Here is a 19,085-nt window from a genome sequence, read left to right on the forward strand (position 1 = left end):
CCCCTTGATGCTGACACGGATTGACTTCGCGGTCGCGCCGCCCGGTCAGCACCGGGACGTCAGACGATCAAGGGGGAGGAAAGCGGGTCGGCAGGGTTTGCGTCAGCGCCCGATCGCGGGCGAGCGGTCAGAGGGTGACGGAGCCGCGCTCGACGGCTTCCAGGCGGGCCTCCAGAGCGGCGATGGTCTCCCGCGCCCGAGCGAGCTCCGACCGGTCGCCCAGCATGAGCCGGGCCCGCAGAGTCGAGTTCTCCAGGCGCAGATCGTCGCGTTCGCCGCGCAACCGGTCGCCATCGATGGCGGCCAGCCGGCGCGTGAGCCGATCCACGTGCTCCCACGCCCGGTCCTTCTCCACGCGGATCTGCTGCTCGGCCTGCTCCGCCTCGGCCTGCGCCTGGCGGGCGTCGGCCAGCGCCCGCTCCAGCCGCTCCGCGTCCTTGCAGCGGCCACACTCCGGGTTGCGGCCGCGCCGCCACCACCTCACTGCTCGGCCCCCCACAGCAGCGCCGCGGCGGTGATCTCGGCGGCCTCGGCCAGCATCTCCGGGGTGAGGGCCTTCATCTCGGTCGGCAAGGCGCTCGGGGCGGTGGAGTCCGGCCGGACGGTCGGCTCGTCCGGCAGCACCTCCTCCTCGTCGATGTTCCGCTCGTCCGGCTCGGTCGGGTCGGAGATGTCGATGCCCGCCCGCCGGAACACCGCCAGCAGCGACGCGACCGCCTGCCGCAGGTCCTTCGCGGTCGCGGACGACAGCACCCTGCCCGCCTTCGTCTCCAGGTCCACGCCGATGTGCTTGACGGCGGCCGCCGCCTCCTCCAGCACCGCCACGAGCGCGCCCTCGTCCGGCACGCCGGACCGGGCCACCTCGACGGGGACGGGCTCGCCAATCGTCACATCGCCGGCGAGGGTGACCTCGTACGGCACCTGGACGGTCTGCTCGATCTCGCTGTCGTCGTGGATGCACACGAACGCGACGTCGGCGAACGTGGCCACGAGGTTCACCCAGCCAGGGAACCCCGCCTCGCGCGCCCACCTGGCTACGGCCTGGCGGAGCTTCTCGCGCACCTCCTCCAGACTCACCGGGACGGGGAACCCCATCGCGCGGGCCATGTCGAGCTGGGCGTCCTTCGTCTCCCCGACGCTCTCGTCTTCGACGGCGTCGTCGATATCGAGCAGGTCGTCCCAGCCGTCCCCGCCGTCCTCTCCCGGCTCCGCGTCCGCGTCGGTCTCGACCGGGCTGCCGAGCGGCAGAGCCGACAGCAGTTCATCGCCGCGCACCACCGACACCTCGCCGAACTCCACCTCGTGCGCGGGCACCGGCGCCGGCATCGTCACCTCGCCCTCCGGCAGGTAGGTGAGGGTGACGTGCGGGGTGTAGCCGTGATCCGCTGCCGGTGCGATGCCGGCCTCGGCCAGCCGGTCCACCAGCCGCTGCCGCAGCACCTCCAGGCCGGGCACATCCACCGGAACGTAGACGGGCACGCCGTCCTCCCCGGCGGGGAACGCGCCGATCCCGCCCACCGTGCCAGCCAGCGCCCCAGACCCGGCGGCGACCGCGGCGACCACGTCGGCCACCGTGGCGAGCGCCGCCTCGTCGAGCTCCTTTCCGAGGTAGGCGAGCGTGACGTGCAGGTGGTCGGCGGGCACCCCGTCCGGCACGGCGAGCTGCGCGGCCACCTCGGAGGGCAGCATGAACGCCACCATCACCCCTGAGCCGGCGTCGGCACGATCCGCCTTCACCTCCCGCCCGGCGGCGGCCGCCAAGTCCTCGAGCGCAGCCGCAGCGTCCATGCCGTCGCGCCACCCCATCGGCACCACGTCGAGCAGCCCCGCCTCGCGCGCCTCCTGGATCAGGTCGCGCTTGACCTCCAGCGGCGCCCCCTCGCGCAGACAGCCGGCGATCCTGCCGGGCAGGTCCTCGTTGTCGGCGAGCGCCGACTTCACCGACAGGGTGAACGTCTGGCTGTTGGCGCCGAAAGCGACGGGGCTGTACTCGTACAGGTCCACCTTCTTGATCCGCCGGATGCCCTTGGCGTCGCGGACCGCGCCGCCTTTCGGCACCCGGTAGCCGATGGACCATTCCTGCTCGCGGTCGTAGAACTTGACGTTGGAGAACGCCTTCGCCCCATCGGGGGTCTCCAGGTTGAACCGCATCTTGACGTAGAGGGCACCCGCCTCGGCTGGCCACTCCACCTTCGCCTCGGCGGCCATGGCCAGCAGCCGCGGATCGCCCGGCAGCAACTCCTCAACGTGCTCGGTGCGGGCCACCCAGATCTTGTCGTCGTGGTTGTAGAAGCCCTTGGGCGTGCGCGTCGCCAGCGTCTCGGCGTAGGCGCCGGGCAGAATGAGATCACCGACGTTATCGACTACGTTTGTGATGCTGACCAGGGCTTCTACGATGCCCTGGTCCTGCGCGTTGACGACGCCGGCGGCAAGTCCCCCGGCACTCTTGCGTTCGAGCTCCAGCGTTGGCACGGCAGCCACCCCCTGATCGACTGCCGTGCAGGGTGGCCGCGCAGGGCCGTTAGCGTCCGGTCACGATTAGGTCAGCCACTTCACCCCGCGCCAGGTGCTGCCCGCCATCACGCGGTGCCCGAGCCACGGGTCGTTCTTGCGGTCGCGGCCGGGCCGCCACCCGATCAGGGCGATCTCACGGGGCGTCGGATAGTCCGGATGGTCGAAGGGGAGGCGGAGCCGCTCCAGGACGGCGAGGGCCGCCTCCAGCTCCGCCTGCTCCTGCACCATCTCCTCGTCGGTCAGCCCGTAGCCTGCGGGCGCCGTGCCGTCCCGGTTGACAGCCAGCAGCGCCTCCAGGCTGGCGATCTCGCCCATTAGGCGGGGGATGGGCTTCTTGCTGTGCTCACTGCTGTCGTCCGGAAGCATGAACGGGCCCGCCTCGTAGCTGTCGAACCACACGTAGCCGTCCATGGCCCACACGTAGCCGCCGGCGGTCAAACCGGGGGAGATCTCGATGCGCTCCAGCCCGGATTCGCGGTACCACGCTTCGAGGTGGCCGTTCCACGCTTTGGCGAAGCCCTGCCCCTGGAACTCGTCCTCCATCTTGAGGTAGTTGTGCGACACCCACAGGCTGCCGTCCAGACCTCGGCGGAAGATGCGGGTCGTCTGCCCCGCCTTCCTGCCGTTCTTGACGACCTTGGCGTCCAGGGTGACCTCGCCGCCGTCCTCTTCGGAGTAGTCCGGTTCGGCCATGTCGAGGACGACGCCGAAGCCGGCATAGTCGCGGTGCTGGAGCTCCTGCCGGAACGCCTGTGTGATCTCGTCTCCCCGGTCGTGGACGTCGTCTCTGGACGCGGGGATCAGGTCGGACAGAGACGGCCTGGGCGAGCCGCTCGCCCCGGGCGGGGGAGCTTCGCGCAACCCCATTGCGTCCACGCCGCGCCGCCAGGAGGGATCGTTGAACACCTCCCGGTAGCGGCTGATGGTGGACGGGTCGTCGCGGTTGTAGCGGATCCAGCCGTCCAGGTCTCCAGACGCGTCGTAGCGGACCCACGCGTCGCTGGGATGCCCGGGGCGGGAGAAGTAGGCCGCGGCCCCATCAGGTGTGGCGGTCGGATCCGCTTCGGGAACGTGCCGGGGCGGCCGGTATGGCTCAGGCTCGGCCACCTTCAGACGGTGGGGTGCGACGGTAGTGGTGCCGCCGTCGTCCCATTGCACGCCGACACCGCGCCGCCGGCTGGCGCCGATTACAGTCCCTGTCCGGCCGAAACCGACCAGGTTGACGCGGTCCCCGATCTTGATCCAACGCCCGTGCCATCCTCGCGGCTGCCAGTCGCCGCCCGGTTCCCGACCCACGCCGGGGATGATCTTTGGTGGGTCGGGTTAGCGTCAGTCTTCGTCGAGCCCGTGGTCGGGGTCGCGGCCGTCGATCACGTTCATCGCGCGGACGAAGTCGCGGTCGTTGAGCATGGCGTCCTCGTCGGCGCCCGGGTGGGCCGCCATCCACTCGTCACGAAGCCGGCTGTATGCCTGCTCTCGTGCGACGACGTTGGGGTGAGGGCGCTGAGGACGGCGGGTTCTGTCTTCCACGACGGTCATGGTAGGTGCGGGCATGGCTACGGTCTCCTCTCCGGGCGGGCAGTGGCAGACATGCCGCCGAAAGCCCGTCAAACTTCAAAGAATACCGCTTCTTCTTTAATGTCGTCTATACTGGCCTGGCGGGGTTGAGGGCTCGCCGGCACTCCTCCAGCAGTTCGGCCGGGACATCCACCCGGCGCTCCTGCGCGAGCAGGTCCCGAGCCGTGTCCTCCTCGCTCATGCCCGCGATCTTGGCGCATGTGGTCAGGTCGGTCACCAACCGCCCTTCAAGCCACACATCCCACGTGCGCTTGTGCGCCATCGGAATCTCCTTGAAGGCGAGAGTCTTCTGATGCATCCCAGGCCAGACGTCGGGGAGCTCGTCCATCATGTTCATCCTACGAGCGAACTCGGTGGCGACGATCTGCTCGTAGCGGGTGGTGGCGGCGGCGATGAGATGCCGCAGGTAGAAGCGGTACTTGCCTGTACGCGCCGAGACACGCCACCTGTCGGTGCCGCCCAGCACGACCGCCTCCCACTCGTCCAAACACCCGATCCCCGTCCGGGGCAGAGCAAATACGCGCTCCGCCGGGATGGTGCCGTCGATGACCAGCCCATGCTCGTGCTGCCAATCGGGATCGCCCTCCTGGCCCACGAATTCCTGGGCGGTGAACGGCGATAGCGTGAACGATGACAGCGGCCGCAGAGGTACCTCTTCCTCGTACGCGTCCGGCCCGCGCTCCGGCCCGGCCCACGCCGGCAGTTCGTCCCCGAGATCCACGGGATTCCACACCATGCCCCGCAGCACGTGCAGGTGGGTGACACCGGCGTCGCGGAGCCACTGCTGTGTGGCCTCGTACTGGGCGCGGGCGAACGCCTCGATGAACGGGCGCTGCCGGTCCAGGATCTCCAGGGCCATCTCAAGCTTGAAATCGTCCACGTCGTTCAGCGTGGTCCGCTGGAGCCCGAACATGTCCCGGGCGACGATCTGAACGGCCAGCGATCTGGGCGAGGCAGAGTTCTGCGCCCACGCAGCCACCAGACTGGCTACCGCGTTCCTCCGGAGGATGTCGCGGTAGCGATCCGCGTCGATGACCTCGAAGTCGCGCATGTGCATGCGCTCCTGGGCGTTGGCCCATTCCTCGGGCAGCAGCTCCTGGTACTCCCAGTCGGCCAGATCGTTGGGCAGTTCGGGCGAGTCCGGCTGCGCATGCTTGGCCACGTACGGGGTGGGTGAGCGCACCATGATTGACTCTCCCGACTTGATCCGGGCGAGCACCTCCCGGACGTAGTCCTCCAGCACGTATTCGTCGCTCACGTGCGCGGTGCGGCGCGTCAGATCCTCGGAGATCTGCCGCTTGGCCAGGGCCCGGTTCCGCATGAACAGGTCATGGTTGCTGGCCTCAAACTCGAAGGGCCTTCGCCGCCCGGCCGGGTCGAGGTCGCCCCACAGGCGCTCATCCAGCGTGTCCAGGTCGGCCGCCTCCGCCGCCCGCCCGGGGACCACTCCCCCCGGCTTACGCTCGTTGCCGCGCTGCTGCCGGCCGGGCGTGCTCACCACCGCGGCGATCTGCCTGGTGTGGATGGTCGTCACGTGCCCGCTGGCGTGGCGCACCTGGTACCAGTCGCCCATGTTGCCGGTCACGGTGGCTCTGCCGCCGCCGTGGAGCCGGACCACGCTGCCGACCTTGATCCATCGCCCGTGCCAGCCTCGCGGCTGGTCGGGGTCGAACTCCTTGACTTCCAGGACGGCGGCCTTGTACTGCACGCCGAACCGGCTCCACTGGTACACGGCCACGGGGGGCGGCTCCTCGTCGGGCGGGTCAGGCGTAGGTGAAGCCGCCGGTGGCGGTGACGCTGGCGGAGTCGTTCGTGACGACGACGTCGGCCGCGCCTGCCGTCTTGGCAGGCGTCCGGCACGTGATGGTGTTCTCGTCCTCCACCACGATGCTGGTTGCGGCGGTGCCGCCGAACGTGACCGTGGTGCCAGGCGTCGCGTTCGTGACCTTGATGGTGACGAGCGTGTTGCCCGCGGCCGCGCCAGCGGCCGGGCTGATCGCCTTGATCGTCGGCGCGGGGAAGCAGGCGTTGAGCTCCGACGTACGGATGATCTGGTCCTTACGGAACTTGAGCCGCCGCCGGCGGGGAGGGTAGTCGGTGCCGTCCGGCCGCACACCCTCGTACAGGTGCTCGGAGACCTTCACCAGCGGATCGGTCACCGGTACGGCGGTGGCCAGCGCTGTCGCCTGCGTCTTGTTGATCTGTGTGCCGTTGGCCCGGTACATCGTCACGGCGTCCCCCTGCTGATGCTTGCGGTCTGAAGCGGCGGGCCGTCGAGATAGATGTCCGCGGGTGGCGGTTCGGGCGCGCAGGACCTCAGCAGGACCGACCCCACAACCAGTCCCAGCGTGATCCCTATGGCGAGCCCGAACCGCCACCCCAACCCCCGCACGACCGGCACAATGCCGGGCCGGGGAGCCTACTGTCTCACTCCGATCATGATCCGCCAGCGTGTGTCAATGCCACGCGCTCTCTAGAAAGGACTGGATCGTGTCCAGCGTCGGCCGGATCGCCTGCTGGTCCACACGTTTGGCTTGGCAGCCAGCAGTGGAACGCACCTCAGGCGTTGCGACCGTGGGCTTCAGGATGTCGGTGGAGTGACCGACGCCGGGCACTGAGTACCACGTGGCTGTCACGCATCGTTGCCTTGCCGCCTGGTACAGCAGCTTGCTCTGGTCGTGCGGGACGAGGATGTCGGCTTGCCCGTGTGCGATGAGGATGGGCGGATCGTTGCTCGACAGGTACGTGATCGGGTTGGCCTTGCGAGCATGGGAGCGGCAGGACTGAATGGCACAGCCGATCAACTGCGACTCCGGCGAGCCGGGATCGTTGTGGCAGCCGGTCAGATCCATCATCTGGTTGAACGTCTGGCACGCGCCTGGAAGCATCTGCGCGTCCATCTTTGGGAAGTCGGTCGGCCCGTACAGGTTGACAGCCGCTTGCACGCTGCTGGGCACGCCGGTGACGCCGACGTTGCCTTCCAAGGTGGGCACGTCACCAGTGAGTGCGATCATGGCGCTTGCCCACCCGCCGGAGGAGTCTCCCATGATGGCGAAGCGGGTGTGGTCGATGCCGAATCGCTTGGCGTTCACACGTAGCCACCTGACCGCCGCCTTGGCGTCGTGCACCTGGGCGGGGAACCGGGCTTGTGAGCTGGACCGAACGGACACGCCAGCCACCACGTAGCCCGCAGCAGTGAAATGAGGTGCGATCTGGGCTGCGAAGTTCTTGCCGTTGTCTTCCCGCCAGGCGCTGCCGCCGGTCACGATCAGCAGCGGCCGCAGGGTCTTGCCGGACCGTGTCGGCACGTACAGGTCGAGCAGGTGGCCTCGGCTGCCGACTGGCTGCGCAGGAGCGTACGCGATGTCCTTATGGATGGTGAGACTCCCCGGCATGGGTGGGGAGGGTGAGCAGGCCACGCCGGTCAACAAGGCAGCGAGAACGGCTACAACGGCGACCAGGCGGGGCAGTCTCGGCGATCGCCCGTCAGCGCCCGGCTGGCCGTCGCGGGGACCACTGACGGCGGGTTCGGCCAGTGGAACGGCGGAGGACGCCACCTCCTGAGTTCTGTGGATCTGCGCACCAATCGCCGGGTATCTCGTCACGGCGCTCCCCTCGGAATGCTTGCGTCCTGAAGCGGAGGGCCGAACTCGAAGGAGTTGTCCAAGGGGGCGGTTCAGGCGCGCAGATCAGCAGCAGGGCTGCCCCACCAGCAGCCCCGCGTGATCCCAAGCGTGAGCCTGAACCGCCACCCCGACCCCCGCACGTCTGGCAACATGCAGGGCTCCCGGGGCTAGTGTCTTGCTCCGATCACTCCATCTGGGCCGCCGGCCGGACGTGGATGACGTCGGTCAGGTCCTGGAGCGCTTGCACGACCGTCTCCGGGTCGGTCACGTCGAGCACGATGCCGGAGTGTGGCAGCGGCTGCCCGTTGTGGAACTCCAGCAGCCGGCGCGCTGCGACCGCGCCCGAGACGACGCCGATCGTGTCGTCCCCGCCCGGCGCGGTGTCGAACACGGTGACGGCGTAGTACACGCCGTCGATATAGCCCTCCACGATGCGGTCCACGGGCTATGCCTCTTCCTGGCCGGTGGCGGCCGCTTCGTTGTTGGGGAGGGCGTCAACGTACGTGGTGACCCACACGGTGGCCAGAGTCTCCTCGTCGGCGTTGCGCGGGTCGTACGGGCACGCCCCGGGCGGGGCGCCGAGCCCCGCCGCACGCTTGGCGGAGCGGCGCGCGGCGGCCAGCTCCTCGGTGGTGGGTATCCGCCCCTGGCCGGTCGTCATCAGCCGAAGTCCCTTCCGTTGCCCGCGGTCTGCCGCCGCTCCTGTGCCTGCCTGCGGTCGCGGGAGTCTCCGAGCCACTGGGCGCGCCACTCTTCGTAGGTCATCCTGCCGCCGTTCGGCTGGTCTGCCCACCACCGCTTGAGTTCCTCCGACGCGTACGCGTACGCGTGGTCGGCGTTGCCGCCCCACAGATCCTTCGGATCCTTGCCGGCCTTCCTGCCGAGCGGGGACAGCATGTAGCCGTTCGTCGCGCGTTCGGCCTCGAGCGCCTGCTCGTACACCCACTGCCGGTACATGCGGCGCACCACCTGCTCGCGCCGCTCGCCGGTGCCGCGCTCGGCGTCGATGATCGCAATCCGCTCCTGCCGGTCCATCTCCTCCTCCGACAGGCCGTACACCTCGGCGTACGCGTCGCGCGGATTCCAGCCCTGGGTGATGAGGTCGTCGATCCGCATCTCTTCCGGGGTGCGGTCGTCCTCGGCGCCCCGCTGCCGGTCGCGGTCGTCGAGCTCGGCGATGATCCGCCGTACCAGCGCCCCGGACCACGGGTCGGAGTGGTAGAGCGGCTGGTGCCGCTCGATCAGCTCGGCAAGCTGCTCCTCGCTCATCCCCGCCAAGTCGATGCCGGCATACGGGTCGGCGCCGATGTCGCGCCGCCGGTCGCGCTCCTCCAACTCGGCGCTGATCTGGTCAAGCAGCGCGGTCACCGCCGGATCCATGCCGTAGCGGCCCAGGTTGCGGCCGTACAGCGCGGCGAGGTCGTCGGCGTCCATGGACAGCAGGTCGGACGCGGCCAGGTCGCCGAGCTCGTCGCCGCGGCGGCGCCGCTCCGCCTCCCGCGCCTCGGTTTCGGCGATCACCCGGTCCTGCAACGCAGTCTTCGCCGGGTCGTCGCCGTAGCCGTCCCACCCGGCCAGCAGCATGCTTTCGAGCTCGGCGTCCGACAGGTCGGCCAGGTCGATCTCGTCCTGGCCGGTCCGGCGCTGCTCGCGCTCGTCGAGGACCGCGCGCAGCCTGGCGACGGCCTGCGGGTCGCCGATCCTGGCGAGCAGCGCCCGCAGTTGCTCATCGGACAGGGCGAGCAGGTTGATCCCGTCCAGCGGGTCGCGCCGCTCGGCGCCCTCGTCGCGGCGGACGCCGCCCTGCGGGCCGGTCGCATCGGTGGCTAGGAGGGCGAGCACGCCGAGCCCCCAGTGCCGCAGGTCGTCGTCGGCGTAGTCGCCGCCGCCGGCCAGCGACTCCAGCACGTTGGCGAACACCTCCTGCGTGCCGTCGCCGTTGACGCGGCCGGTGCGCGCGTCCGGGAAGTCGCCCGGGTGGATCTCGAACGGGCGGCCGCGGTCTTCGCCGTACATCGGCTCTGGGCGGACGCGGTCGCCGATCGGGCCGTGGCTGGTGCGGTCCCACAGCATCGCCTGGCCAGCCGCGCGCAGGCCGGGTACGGTCGCCTCCAGGTGGTGGCCCAGCTCGTGCGCCGCCACCGTGGCCTTGGCCACCCCGCCAGGCTGCGCGGACGGCACCGGGACGCGGCCGGGCTGCCCCTCGCGGATCGCCGGGGCGATCTCGGTGTTGTCGTCGGCGGGCAGGCTGATCCGGGTGGAGCCGTCCGCCCGGACGTGCACGTGCTGGCCAGGACCGGTCACCACCTCGACAGGCCCGGACTCGCGTGCCGCCTGGAGCCAGTCGGACGGGAGGACCTCCTCCACGAAGCGGAGCGCCGCGGCGTTCGACCCTGCACGCCCGGTCAGGGGGCGGCCGTTCCGGTCGATGTAGTCGAGTCCGTCACCGCCCACCTGCCGCACTTCGGCGAGGGTGGCGGCGAGCGCCTCTCGGCGGGCCTCGGCCAGCATGCGCCGCAGTTCCTGCTCGCGCACCGCCGCCGCCTGCCAGCGCGCGGCCGCGTCGTCCCGCTGCCCCAGCAGGCCCGCGTCGGGGGTGCCGCCTTCGCTGCGGATGCGGGCGATCTCCGCGTCGAGCTCGTCGGCCGCCTTCCATGCCTGCCCGCGCTCCCGGGTGACGGCGTCGAGCTCCGCGCCGAGCGCCACGTCCCGCCCCGCCAGGTGGCTGCGGAAGCGGACGTCCAGGTCCGCGCCCGCCGCGCGCAGCACGGCGAGTTGCCGCATCGCCTCTGGGCCGGGGCCGTCGTCGTCGGCGACGTCGGGCGCCCACAGCATCGCCTGCCGTACGGCAGGGACACGCCCTGCTTCGAGGTCCTCCAGAGTGGTCGGCTCGAACACCGTCCGCATGACGGGCTGGCGGCCCACGTTGGCCAGGTCGTCGGGGAGCTGAGCCCGGTACGCGGCCAGGCGGCCAGGCAGGTCGGCGTCCTGCGGCATGTCGGCCATGCGCGGAGCGGGCTGCTCCGGCTGGCCCTGGATGCGTTCGCGCAACCTGGCCAGGGACACGCCGGCGGGCAGCACCCCGGGCGCGGGCGGGTGGTCCCGGTACGCGGCCGCGACGCGGGCGAGTGCGCGCGGCCACGTCTCGCCGCCGAGCAGGTCGGTGCCTTCCAGCGCGGCGCGGATCCGGCTGGTGGCGCGGGCCTTCACCGCCTGGGTGACGGCGCTGGTGGCCGGGGCCATGGCTGCGGTCTGGGTGTTGTCCCGGGCGCCGAGCCGGAACGCGAGTGTCGCTGCGGCGGTGTCGTCCATGGTGTCGATGCGGTCGAGCCGCTCCATCGCGGCAGCGAGTGCTTCCTCCCTGCTTGCGCTGGCCGGGAGCTCGCGCGCCACCTGGGCGATGTCGGTTGCCGCCCACCGGGAGCGGGTGGTCTCCAGGTCGGCGAGGAACGCGGTGAACTCCCGCTCGCGGGCGATGCGCTCCCGCTCGCGCCGTACGGCGGCGATGCGGGCGGCCGCGTTGTCGTCGGCCGGGATGAGCCGCATCACCGAAGGGTCCACGTAGTCGTCCGGCATGTCCGGGTCGTCGAACACCGACACGCTGCGCTGCTCGCCCGAGTCGGCCATGATCTGGACGGTGGCGCCCGCGGGCACGTCGTCGCCGGTCGGGTGCCGGGTGATGCCGGTGATGGTGCCGGTTGCCATCATCACCGTGGCGCGGTCGCCCACCCGCAGGTCACGCCAGCCGACATACTCGGCCGTCTCCGGCTGCATGAGCGAGTCGTACGGCTGGTCGCTGGTGGCGGGCCCGCGCCCCATCCGCTCCACCGAGGGCCAACCCTGGTCGGTGATGGTGATCGTGCGCTGCTCGTCGTCGCCGTCCAGGACCGTCATCTCGTACAGGCGGACCGCCGCGAACTCGCCGCCGCGCCGCTCTACGGACAGGACCTGGCCCACGACGGGGTCGGCGAAGTCCGAGCCGTCCCAGCGGATGAGGTCGCCGACGTCGATCCGGTCAGCGGTGACGTGCTCGCGCGTGAAGTCGGCCAGCGACGTGGGCAGGTCGGGCGGCAGGTCCGGCATCAGCCACACGTCCACGCCGTCCGGCAGGACCCGCTGCTCCACGCTGCCGTCCTCGTGACGGACGTGCACCGTGTGCAGGCCGAACCCCCGCACGGGACGGGTTGCGGTGACGGTGCCGAACCGTACGGTGCCGTCCTCGCCCGGGAGGGCGATCACGTCGCCCATGGCCAGGTTGCGGGCGTACGCCCGCTCCGGCGCGGGCCGGCCGGGATCGTGCGGCGGTGGCGGGAACCCCTCCAGCTTCGCGTTGGCGGCCTCGACCCACCCCGCCGTGCGGGCGAGCGCGCGCCGGCGCGGCGCGGGCGTGCTCTCGTCGGCGGCCAGCGTGCGCAGGTGCGCGGCCAGGGCCTGCATCTGCTCAGCGGACAGTTCCCGGCGGGCGCGCAGCCGGGCGGCGGCCTGAGCCACCTCCGGCGACGCACCCGAGTTGGTGGCGTCCAGGTTGAGGTCCAGCAGGCGGCGCCGCTGGTCGGTGCGCAGCCGAACCCTGCCCGTGGGGGTGCCGTCCGGCAGGTCAGTGGCGGTGACGCGTTCCGGCTCCGCCGCCGGCGCGGCCGGGACGGCAGCCTCGGAGGAGGGAGTGCCGGTGAAGCGCGGCAGCAGGAGCCGCTCGTCGAGCTCCACCTCCGACAGGCGGCCATCCTGGTCGCGCACGTCGAACCGGGCACGCCCGTCGTCCACCTCCGGCGGGGAAGCGACCTGCATGGGCACGTCGTCAATCAGCACCCACTCGCCCACGGCCAGGCCAGACGCCTCGACCTCGTCCACCGAGTCCTCGTCCTGCACAGGGGCGAGCCGGACGGGCCGGTCGGCGGCGATCAGGTGCCGCTCTCGTCGATCCTCGGCGTCGCGCACCACGGCGGTCACAAGCCCGTCGTCGAGCTGCTCCACCCGCTCCACGGCCACGTCGCCGGTCGGGCCCACGATGCGGTCGCCGTCGCGCAGGGCTGCGCTGGGCACCTGCTCCGGCTGCGGGGTGGGCTCGCTGTCGTCGAGTCGCGTCACGCGGCGTGGCACGGTGAACCTGGTGCCGGACGGCGCCGACACGGCGGTGCCGTCCGCGCGGGTGATGGTGACGTCGTCGAGCACCACGGACGGCATGCCGGGCTGACGGCGCGACACCTTGCCCGTCACCGTGACCCGGTCGAACCGGCCGATGCCGAGCGCCTCCCGGTCCAGTCCAGCAGGCAGCTTCGGCCCAGCGGTGTCGAACTGGATCCGGTCGCCCACCTGCGCGTTGGCCTGCGGGATGTCCTCGCCGCCCTCGACGTCGGCGGGCGTGCCGCGGGTGACGAGCGCGTCCGGGCGGCGGCTGATCCGGGTGCCGTCGTCGAAGGTGAACGTGAGCCGCCCGCCCGGCTCCTGCTGGATGTCGGTGACGCGGCGGCTGTCCCGGATGGGCTCACCCAGCCGGGCCGGGCCCGCCGGGTTCGCGTACGCGGACTCGCCGGCGCGCAGAGCGCCCGCCTCAGGGCCGGCCATCCGCCACTGGGTCTCCGCGAGCGTGTCGCCCATCTGGATCTCGTCGGCGTACGCCTGTCCCTCCGGTGCCGCCTCGCGGGGCGTGTCCACGGAGGGCTGCTCAGCCTGAGGCTGGTAGGCGTCGAACTGCTGCTGCGCCCGCCGAGCCCGTTCCCGGGCGGTGTCGCCGTCCGCCCCCTGGGCGCGGCTCACAGCCTTGGCGTAGTGGGCCAGGTAGGCGGCGGCGCCTTCCCGTTCGCGGTCGGTGGAGCCGTCGAGGGCGTCAGTGTCGCCGTCCATGAGCCGCCGTGCGCGGTCGCGGCCGGCCAGGAACTCCGTGTTCACGTCCCGCTCGTTGAACGCGCGCCCCAGGGAGACCATCATCGTGGCGAGCGACGGCCCTGTTGCCCCTTCCGCGTGCAGCGGTGCAGCGTCGGCAAGGGCGTGCGCCGCCATGAGCCCCTGCTCTGCGAACTCCTGGCCCTCGCTGGCGATGTGCTGGTCGAATTTGGTGGCGTCGGTACGGACCCGCCCCGGCGCCTTTCTGTAGCCCGCCAGTGCGGCCTCAACATTGGCGTCCGCCAAGCCGATCCGTTCCGCCCCGTGACGAATGTTGCCCTCAGTGATCTCGCTGGTGCCGTCCCACGGCTGCCGCGCCTGCTGCCGCTCGCGGTCGGCGCGCATGGCGGCGAGGTTCTCCTCCGCCATCGCCCGCTCTTGCGCGATGATGGGCGCCATCCGGGCGTCGTGGTGCGCACGAGCATCGTCGGGGAGATACCGCAGGACGAGGGAGCTTTCCCGAACGCGAGCACGGACCGTCTTGCCGTCCGCGCGGCGAACCTCGATCTCCGTCATCGCGGTCGGCTGCGGGGCACTCGGGTTGGTGATGCCTCCGTCGCGTATGGCCTCGACAGTCCCCCCGTAGATGTCCCAGCGCGGAATGTCTACGACGTCGCCACGCTCAAGCGGCCCGTCGCCGCCTGCGCTCCTGTCGAGCCTGGCCAGCCCACGCTCGGGTGGGTCGTTCTGGTAGGCCAGGTACCGGTCAAGCCCTTCCTGCGCCTCTTCCGGGGTGGCGAAGTTGACCCCAGAGCGAACGCCGTCCACCTCCCAGGCGTGACCCCAGCGCACGCCCCGCACCACACGACCTTGCTGTTCCGGGGCGGCCTCCGCCGGAGGAGGGGCCGGTTCCGGGTTGGGCTGAGCGGCCGCCGCCGCGGCGGCGACCTGGCCCTGGCGAATCTTCTCCCGCACCCGGTCCCAGTTGCGGCCGTTCGGGTCGGCTTCTTCCGCCTGGTCGAGCAGTTGCAGCGCCTCGTCGAAGCGGCCTTCGTCGAACGCGGCGCGCGCGTTGAGCGACAGCGTCTTCGCGCGTGCCCGATCCGCTTCCTGCTGCTGGGCGCGCTCCTGCTGCCGGGCGGCGCGCTCCTCGCCGGTGGCGGTCAGCACCTCGGGGTGGTCGCGCAGGTAGGCGTCGATCCATGCCCGCTCGCCGGGGCGCGGAACACCCTGATCGCCAGCCACCTCGGACAGGTAGCGGCCCGGGTCGCCTGTCGGGACGTACCGGGCGGCCTGCTCCTCGATGAGCTCGGCGAGCTGCCGCTGCCGGGCAGGGCTGATGCCGTCCGGCTCGGTGGTCGCCTCGGGCTGGCCGCTCGTCTGCTGGTCGCGCGTCGGCTGCTCGGGAGCGTCAGCGGCCTGCCAGCCGAACAGGTTCCACCCCTCCAGGCGGGAGGTCTCGCCGTCCGCGTTCATGACGGTGGCGGCCGGCCCGTCGTAGGTGTCTTCGACGCTCTCCACGCGGACGGGGTCGGCGCCGCGCGGCCGGATCCACTGGCCCGTCTCGGGCCGCTCGGTGTAGACGGCGATGAGGTGCTTGTCCTGCCCACCGAGGGTGACTGCCGCCGCGCGGTCGTCAGCGGTGAGCGTCTTCTGGTTCGACTCAGGGACCAGGTTTGCGTACGGGAGCCGCTCCAGCTCGCGCAGCGCCTGGTCCTGCTCGGCGCGAGGCATGTCGCCCAACAGCGACCGCAGTTCAGCCAAGCCCGCCCACCGGCCAGGCCCCGGGGCGGTGCGCGTGTACGCGTCGAGGATGCGCTCCTGCGCGGACATCTCGCCGGCGGCGCTCTCCACCGCGGCATTACCCTCCGCTGTGTCCGGCACGGCGGAGGCCTCGGCCGTAGGCGTGGGCTGGTCGTCTTCGTCGTCCAGCTCCATGAAGATGTCGCGGTTGCCGTCCTTGTCGGTCCCCATGTCCGCGAACAGGCCCTCCTGGGGCCGTGTCTGCGGGGTGACGGGGGCGCCGTCCGCACGGTGGTTCGGCGGCTCGTCGGCCGGCTGCCAGTCGCCGAGCTCCTCCTCCGCCAGGGTGCGCCGGTCACCGCGGATAGTGACGACCTCGACCTCGACGCCAGTGAGGGTGTCCTGGATCTGCTCGATACGCACCGGGTCGTTGAACGCCGGCGTGGTGATCCACTGACGGGCAGCCAGTTCGGGACGTCCGCCGTTCTCGGTCGGGGCGGGCGCGTCGAGGGTTTCGACGTCGGACGTGTTGGTGCTGATCTGGCTGCCGGAGTCGAGCCTGACGGCGAGCGCGCCGTCCTCCCGGGTCCTGGCCACTGTGCCTTCAGCGCCGTTCGACAGCCGGACACGCGAGCCCACGGCGGGCACCTCGACGGCCGGGCTGGCAGGCGTCTGAGGGGAGGCTTCCGCGTCGTCGATCGCGTTGACCTGGTCGCGGATCTCGCGCGCGATCCGGTCGGCCTGCTCCTGGTCGTTGTCCCGCTCGGCCTCGACCAGGCGGGCGAAGTCTTCGCCCGGCACGACGCGCGCCACAGCGTCGTCGGTCGTGAACATCGTCCAGTGCCGGTTCGTGTTGTCCACGAACGACACAGCCCAGCCGGAGCCTGGGCGGGTGTCGGCGTCCTTGGGCGGACCCGCCGGCGACACCCCGGAGACGCGGCCCAGGTTGCTGGTGCTGTCGCCGTACTGGTCCCAGCCGTGCACGTACGCGAGCTGGCCGGGCCGGAGCTCGGAGACGGGGACGCGGGTGTCCTGCCCGGACGGCGTGAACTCCTCCACGTCTTTGGAGGGCTTGCCTGCCCGCTGCGGCCGCGGCCGGTCTGCCGGGTTGCCGGACGGCTTCTTCCCGCCGGGGGCGGCGGTGACGGTCAGGTAGTTGCGGTGGACGGCAAGCTTGCGCCCATCTGCGGTGTGCACCTCCAGGCGGCCACCACCCAGGTTCCGGGCCACGGTGCCAGTGCCGCCACCCCAGATCGAAACGGACGCGCCAGTCTCGATCCAACGCCCTTTTCTGTCTCTTGGCTGGTCAGGGTCGAAAGCGTTCCGCAGCCGGCGGGCCTTCTCCTCCAACTCGGCGGTGTAGGTGACTCCGCCGATCGTCCACGTCCGCCGCTGCTCGGTCACCGTGCCCCCTGCTCTGCCCCGTGCTGGTGTGCAGGGCAGGGAACATGGCGGACTGGGCTAGCGTCCCGGTCCGCCGATGGCTACAGCTCGCGCACGCGATGCGAAGGGATGGGTGCCGGTCAGGCGTCCGGACCAGGCTGTGATCCACGGGCGGGGGGGAGCAGCAACCCAGGCACCTGAGAAGGGAGGCCCGTGGGCGGACGGGACCAATCGGCGACGTCGGAGAATGTGACCTTGCCGCCGTCAAACACGGCCCGCTCGAAGTGAACCGCGCTGCCGTTGAACATTGCCCCGTCGAACGCGACACGGCCACCAGTGAACATCGCCCCGTCGAACCAAATCGTGCCGTCTGCAAACGACGCATTGGTGAATGTGACCTTGCTGCCGGAGAACTTCGCTTCGCTGAATCCGGCCTGGCCGTAGAACCTAGCCCCGTTGTACGCCACCGCACCGCCAGAGAACACCGCTCCTGTGAACCAGACCTGGCCGCTGGAGAATTCCGCATCGGTGAACTGGACATGGCTACCGGAGAACTCCGCCTGGTAGAAGCCTATGTGGCCGCCGGAGAACCGTGCCGCATCGAACCGAACACGGCCGCCGGAGAACTTCGCCCTGTCGAACAGAACCGTGCCAGATGGGAAAACAGTGCGGGAAAAGTCGATCGAATGGGTGACGCTAACACCAGTGAAATCCATATCTGCCCCATGCCACGGTTTGCGAGCGTCGGCTTTGAGATGAGCAGTAATCAAGCGCCATATTGTGGCGCGGACCTCGCCCATGGCCAGCCACGTGGTGTGCTCAGCCGGAGCCGTGCTGGCGTCGGGCAGATGGCCGGGGGGCATGCGCAGGTAGGCGCACAGCACATCAATGCACATCTGCCGACCGCCTTCCCAATCGTCGGCCAGCGCCGCCAGCGCGTGCACGCCAGCGAGGCGCACCGCAGGGAAGTCGTTGCCGAGTTGTCCAGCGGCGGTGGTGAAGCGTTCGTTAAACAGCTTGGCCTGCTCCCGGGTCTCCCCGGCCTCGCTGACGCGTTGCTTGCGGTAGGCCACAACGAGGGCAACCACGCCGCCAATGCCGGCCACCACGGCTAAGGAGATTTTGACGATCTCCAGAACCTCAGTCGTGCCCAGCCGCCTGGTTGCGAGGTCCACCGCGCTGAACTGTGACAGAGCCAGAGCCACCAGCCCAACCGCTGCCGCTCCGGCCAGCAAGACGGTCAGGACCAGCGCCAGACTGATGGGCATCAATCGCACGGGACGCCCAGGTCGATGCTGCCGCCAGCGAATGGCACGGTATGTCAGGAGGCCGTAGCGAAATCCGTGGTAGGCGCTGCGAAGTATCGACGACATACAAGCAGCATGACCTGCCGCCCCGCTCGGCTGGATATGGCTAGGCGGCCACGAACAGGTTGAGCTGATCTCCCTTATTGGGGAGGGTGCCCTTAGCCTGCTGAGCAGGCTTGTGGATGCGCTGCTGGGCGGCGCGGGCCGGGGTGGGGAACAGGTCGAGCTGGTCGGGCTGGCCGATCTCCCGCTTGGCCTCAGCGGCGACCGCCTCGACACGGTCACGCCACTGGAGGGCGAACACCTGACAGTTAGCCTCGCTCTTGTGGCGGGTGGATCCGCACTGGGTGGGGGTGCGGCGCCCGGCGTACGACCAGGCCATGCTGTCGGCCGTCGTCAGGTATCGGCCATACCGGCGCAGCCCGGCGAACTTCACTCCGAACCCGTGCAGCGGCAGGTCGAACTGGGCGAGGGTGCGGAAGATGTCGCCGATCTCTGCGCTGGCCTGGCGGCGGCAGACGGAGCCGACGCCGACGATCTCGAAGTCCTCCGCCAGGTGGACGCCGTGCTCCTCGTACAGGGCGACGCAGGCGAGGTAGTCGTCCACGCTCCAGCCCTGGAGCACGGGCATCACGGGGCAATCGGCGTCGCTGAACTCGGGCCACAGCTCGGTCAGGCGGATGAAGTTCTCGACGGTGCGGCGCTGGTGCTCGCGGATGGTGAGTCCGGTCTTGGCGAGCATCCACGGCTCGCACATCCAGTCCTGCGGCGCAGCCCAGTCCAGCACGGTGAGCTCGTCGTCGTAGCGGGCCAGCGCGGCGAGGTACTCCTCAGGCGTGGTCACGAACTGGTGGTAGAGGGACAGCTCGGTGAAAGCGCCGGAGTCGATGGCGACGTGCCGGAGGGGGATGCCCGGTCGCCAGAACGGCCAGTGGGGCGGGGCGGGCAGCCGCTTGTACTTGCGGAGCACACGGTGGGAGATGAACAGGGACACGTCGATCGGCGCCGTGGTGAGCCAGGAGGCGCGGTGGCAGCCGAGATAGAAGTGCAGGTCCCGCGTGTCGTCGCAGATGAGCATGGTGAGCTTTCGGGCGTACGAGAGGGCCGGGGC

The 19,085-nt window shown here is 70.7% G+C and carries 12 protein-coding genes; all 12 read right to left on the minus strand.

Annotation, left to right across the window (positions count from 1 at the left end; translation table 11 throughout):
- Positions 1-127: 127 nt before the first annotated feature.
- The 12 genes from AB0I79_RS17950 to AB0I79_RS18005 all read right to left on the minus strand — a co-directional run bounded on the left by AB0I79_RS17950 (position 128) and on the right by AB0I79_RS18005 (position 19,052).
- Positions 128-484: a hypothetical protein gene (locus tag AB0I79_RS17950; RefSeq protein WP_357873812.1), complete on the minus strand. Its 357-nt coding sequence runs from the start codon at positions 482-484 to the stop codon at positions 128-130.
- Entirely contained in the window at positions 481-2,472 is a 1,992-nt protein-coding gene (locus tag AB0I79_RS17955) for a 2'-5' RNA ligase family protein (RefSeq protein WP_357873815.1), read from the minus strand. The genes AB0I79_RS17950 and AB0I79_RS17955 overlap by 4 nt, the downstream gene beginning before the upstream one ends.
- A 66-nt stretch (positions 2,473-2,538) precedes the next feature.
- Positions 2,539-3,621, minus strand: coding sequence for a hypothetical protein (locus tag AB0I79_RS17960; protein ID WP_357873818.1), 1,083 nt, complete (start codon positions 3,619-3,621; stop codon positions 2,539-2,541).
- A gap of 222 nt (positions 3,622-3,843) precedes the next feature.
- A complete protein-coding gene (locus AB0I79_RS17965) occupies positions 3,844-4,044 on the minus strand; it encodes a hypothetical protein (RefSeq protein WP_357873821.1) in 201 nt (66 codons plus the stop codon).
- A 115-nt stretch (positions 4,045-4,159) separates the two neighbouring features.
- Positions 4,160-5,830, minus strand: a complete 1,671-nt coding sequence (locus tag AB0I79_RS17970; RefSeq protein WP_357873823.1) for a hypothetical protein — start codon at positions 5,828-5,830, stop codon at positions 4,160-4,162.
- A 25-nt stretch (positions 5,831-5,855) separates the two neighbouring features.
- On the minus strand, positions 5,856-6,317 hold the full coding sequence (locus tag AB0I79_RS17975; RefSeq protein ID WP_357874272.1) for an IPT/TIG domain-containing protein: 462 nt from the start codon (positions 6,315-6,317) through the stop codon (positions 5,856-5,858).
- A gap of 231 nt (positions 6,318-6,548) precedes the next feature.
- Positions 6,549-7,487, minus strand: a complete 939-nt coding sequence (locus tag AB0I79_RS17980) for an alpha/beta hydrolase (RefSeq protein WP_357873825.1) — start codon at positions 7,485-7,487, stop codon at positions 6,549-6,551.
- A 415-nt stretch (positions 7,488-7,902) separates the two neighbouring features.
- Positions 7,903-8,160 carry a hypothetical protein gene (locus tag AB0I79_RS17985; protein WP_357873827.1) on the minus strand — a complete coding sequence of 86 codons (258 nt, stop codon included), beginning with the start codon at positions 8,158-8,160 and terminating at the stop codon, positions 7,903-7,905.
- Between the two features lie 3 nt (positions 8,161-8,163).
- Positions 8,164-8,379 carry a hypothetical protein gene (locus AB0I79_RS17990; RefSeq protein WP_357873829.1) on the minus strand — a complete coding sequence of 72 codons (216 nt, stop codon included), beginning with the start codon at positions 8,377-8,379 and terminating at the stop codon, positions 8,164-8,166.
- Entirely contained in the window at positions 8,379-16,514 is an 8,136-nt protein-coding gene (locus AB0I79_RS17995) for a hypothetical protein (RefSeq protein ID WP_357873832.1), read from the minus strand. The genes AB0I79_RS17990 and AB0I79_RS17995 overlap by 1 nt, the downstream gene beginning before the upstream one ends.
- Before the next feature lie 293 nt (positions 16,515-16,807).
- A complete protein-coding gene (locus AB0I79_RS18000; RefSeq protein WP_357873835.1) occupies positions 16,808-17,935 on the minus strand; it encodes a pentapeptide repeat-containing protein in 1,128 nt (375 codons plus the stop codon).
- 145 nt (positions 17,936-18,080) lie between these two features.
- Positions 18,081-19,052: a hypothetical protein gene (locus tag AB0I79_RS18005; protein WP_357873838.1), complete on the minus strand. Its 972-nt coding sequence runs from the start codon at positions 19,050-19,052 to the stop codon at positions 18,081-18,083.
- Positions 19,053-19,085: the final 33 nt, after the last annotated feature.

Origin of the sequence: Nonomuraea sp. NPDC050202 (assembly GCF_040656115.1) — a bacterium.
Classification (GTDB): Bacteria; Actinomycetota; Actinomycetes; order Streptosporangiales; family Streptosporangiaceae; genus Nonomuraea.

Bases quoted from the DNA above. Each gene is read 5' to 3' on its own strand.
- AB0I79_RS17975 (WP_357874272.1), bottom strand. From the start codon at position 6,317: ATGTACCGGGCCAACGGCACACAGATCAACAAGACGCAGGCGACAGCG.
- AB0I79_RS17980 (WP_357873825.1), bottom strand. From the start codon at position 7,487: ATGCCGGGGAGTCTCACCATCCATAAGGACATCGCGTACGCTCCTGCG.
- AB0I79_RS17990 (WP_357873829.1), bottom strand. From the start codon at position 8,379: ATGACGACCGGCCAGGGGCGGATACCCACCACCGAGGAGCTGGCCGCC.
- AB0I79_RS18000 (WP_357873835.1), bottom strand. From the start codon at position 17,935: ATGCCCATCAGTCTGGCGCTGGTCCTGACCGTCTTGCTGGCCGGAGCG.
- AB0I79_RS18005 (WP_357873838.1), bottom strand. From the start codon at position 19,052: ATGCTCATCTGCGACGACACGCGGGACCTGCACTTCTATCTCGGCTGC.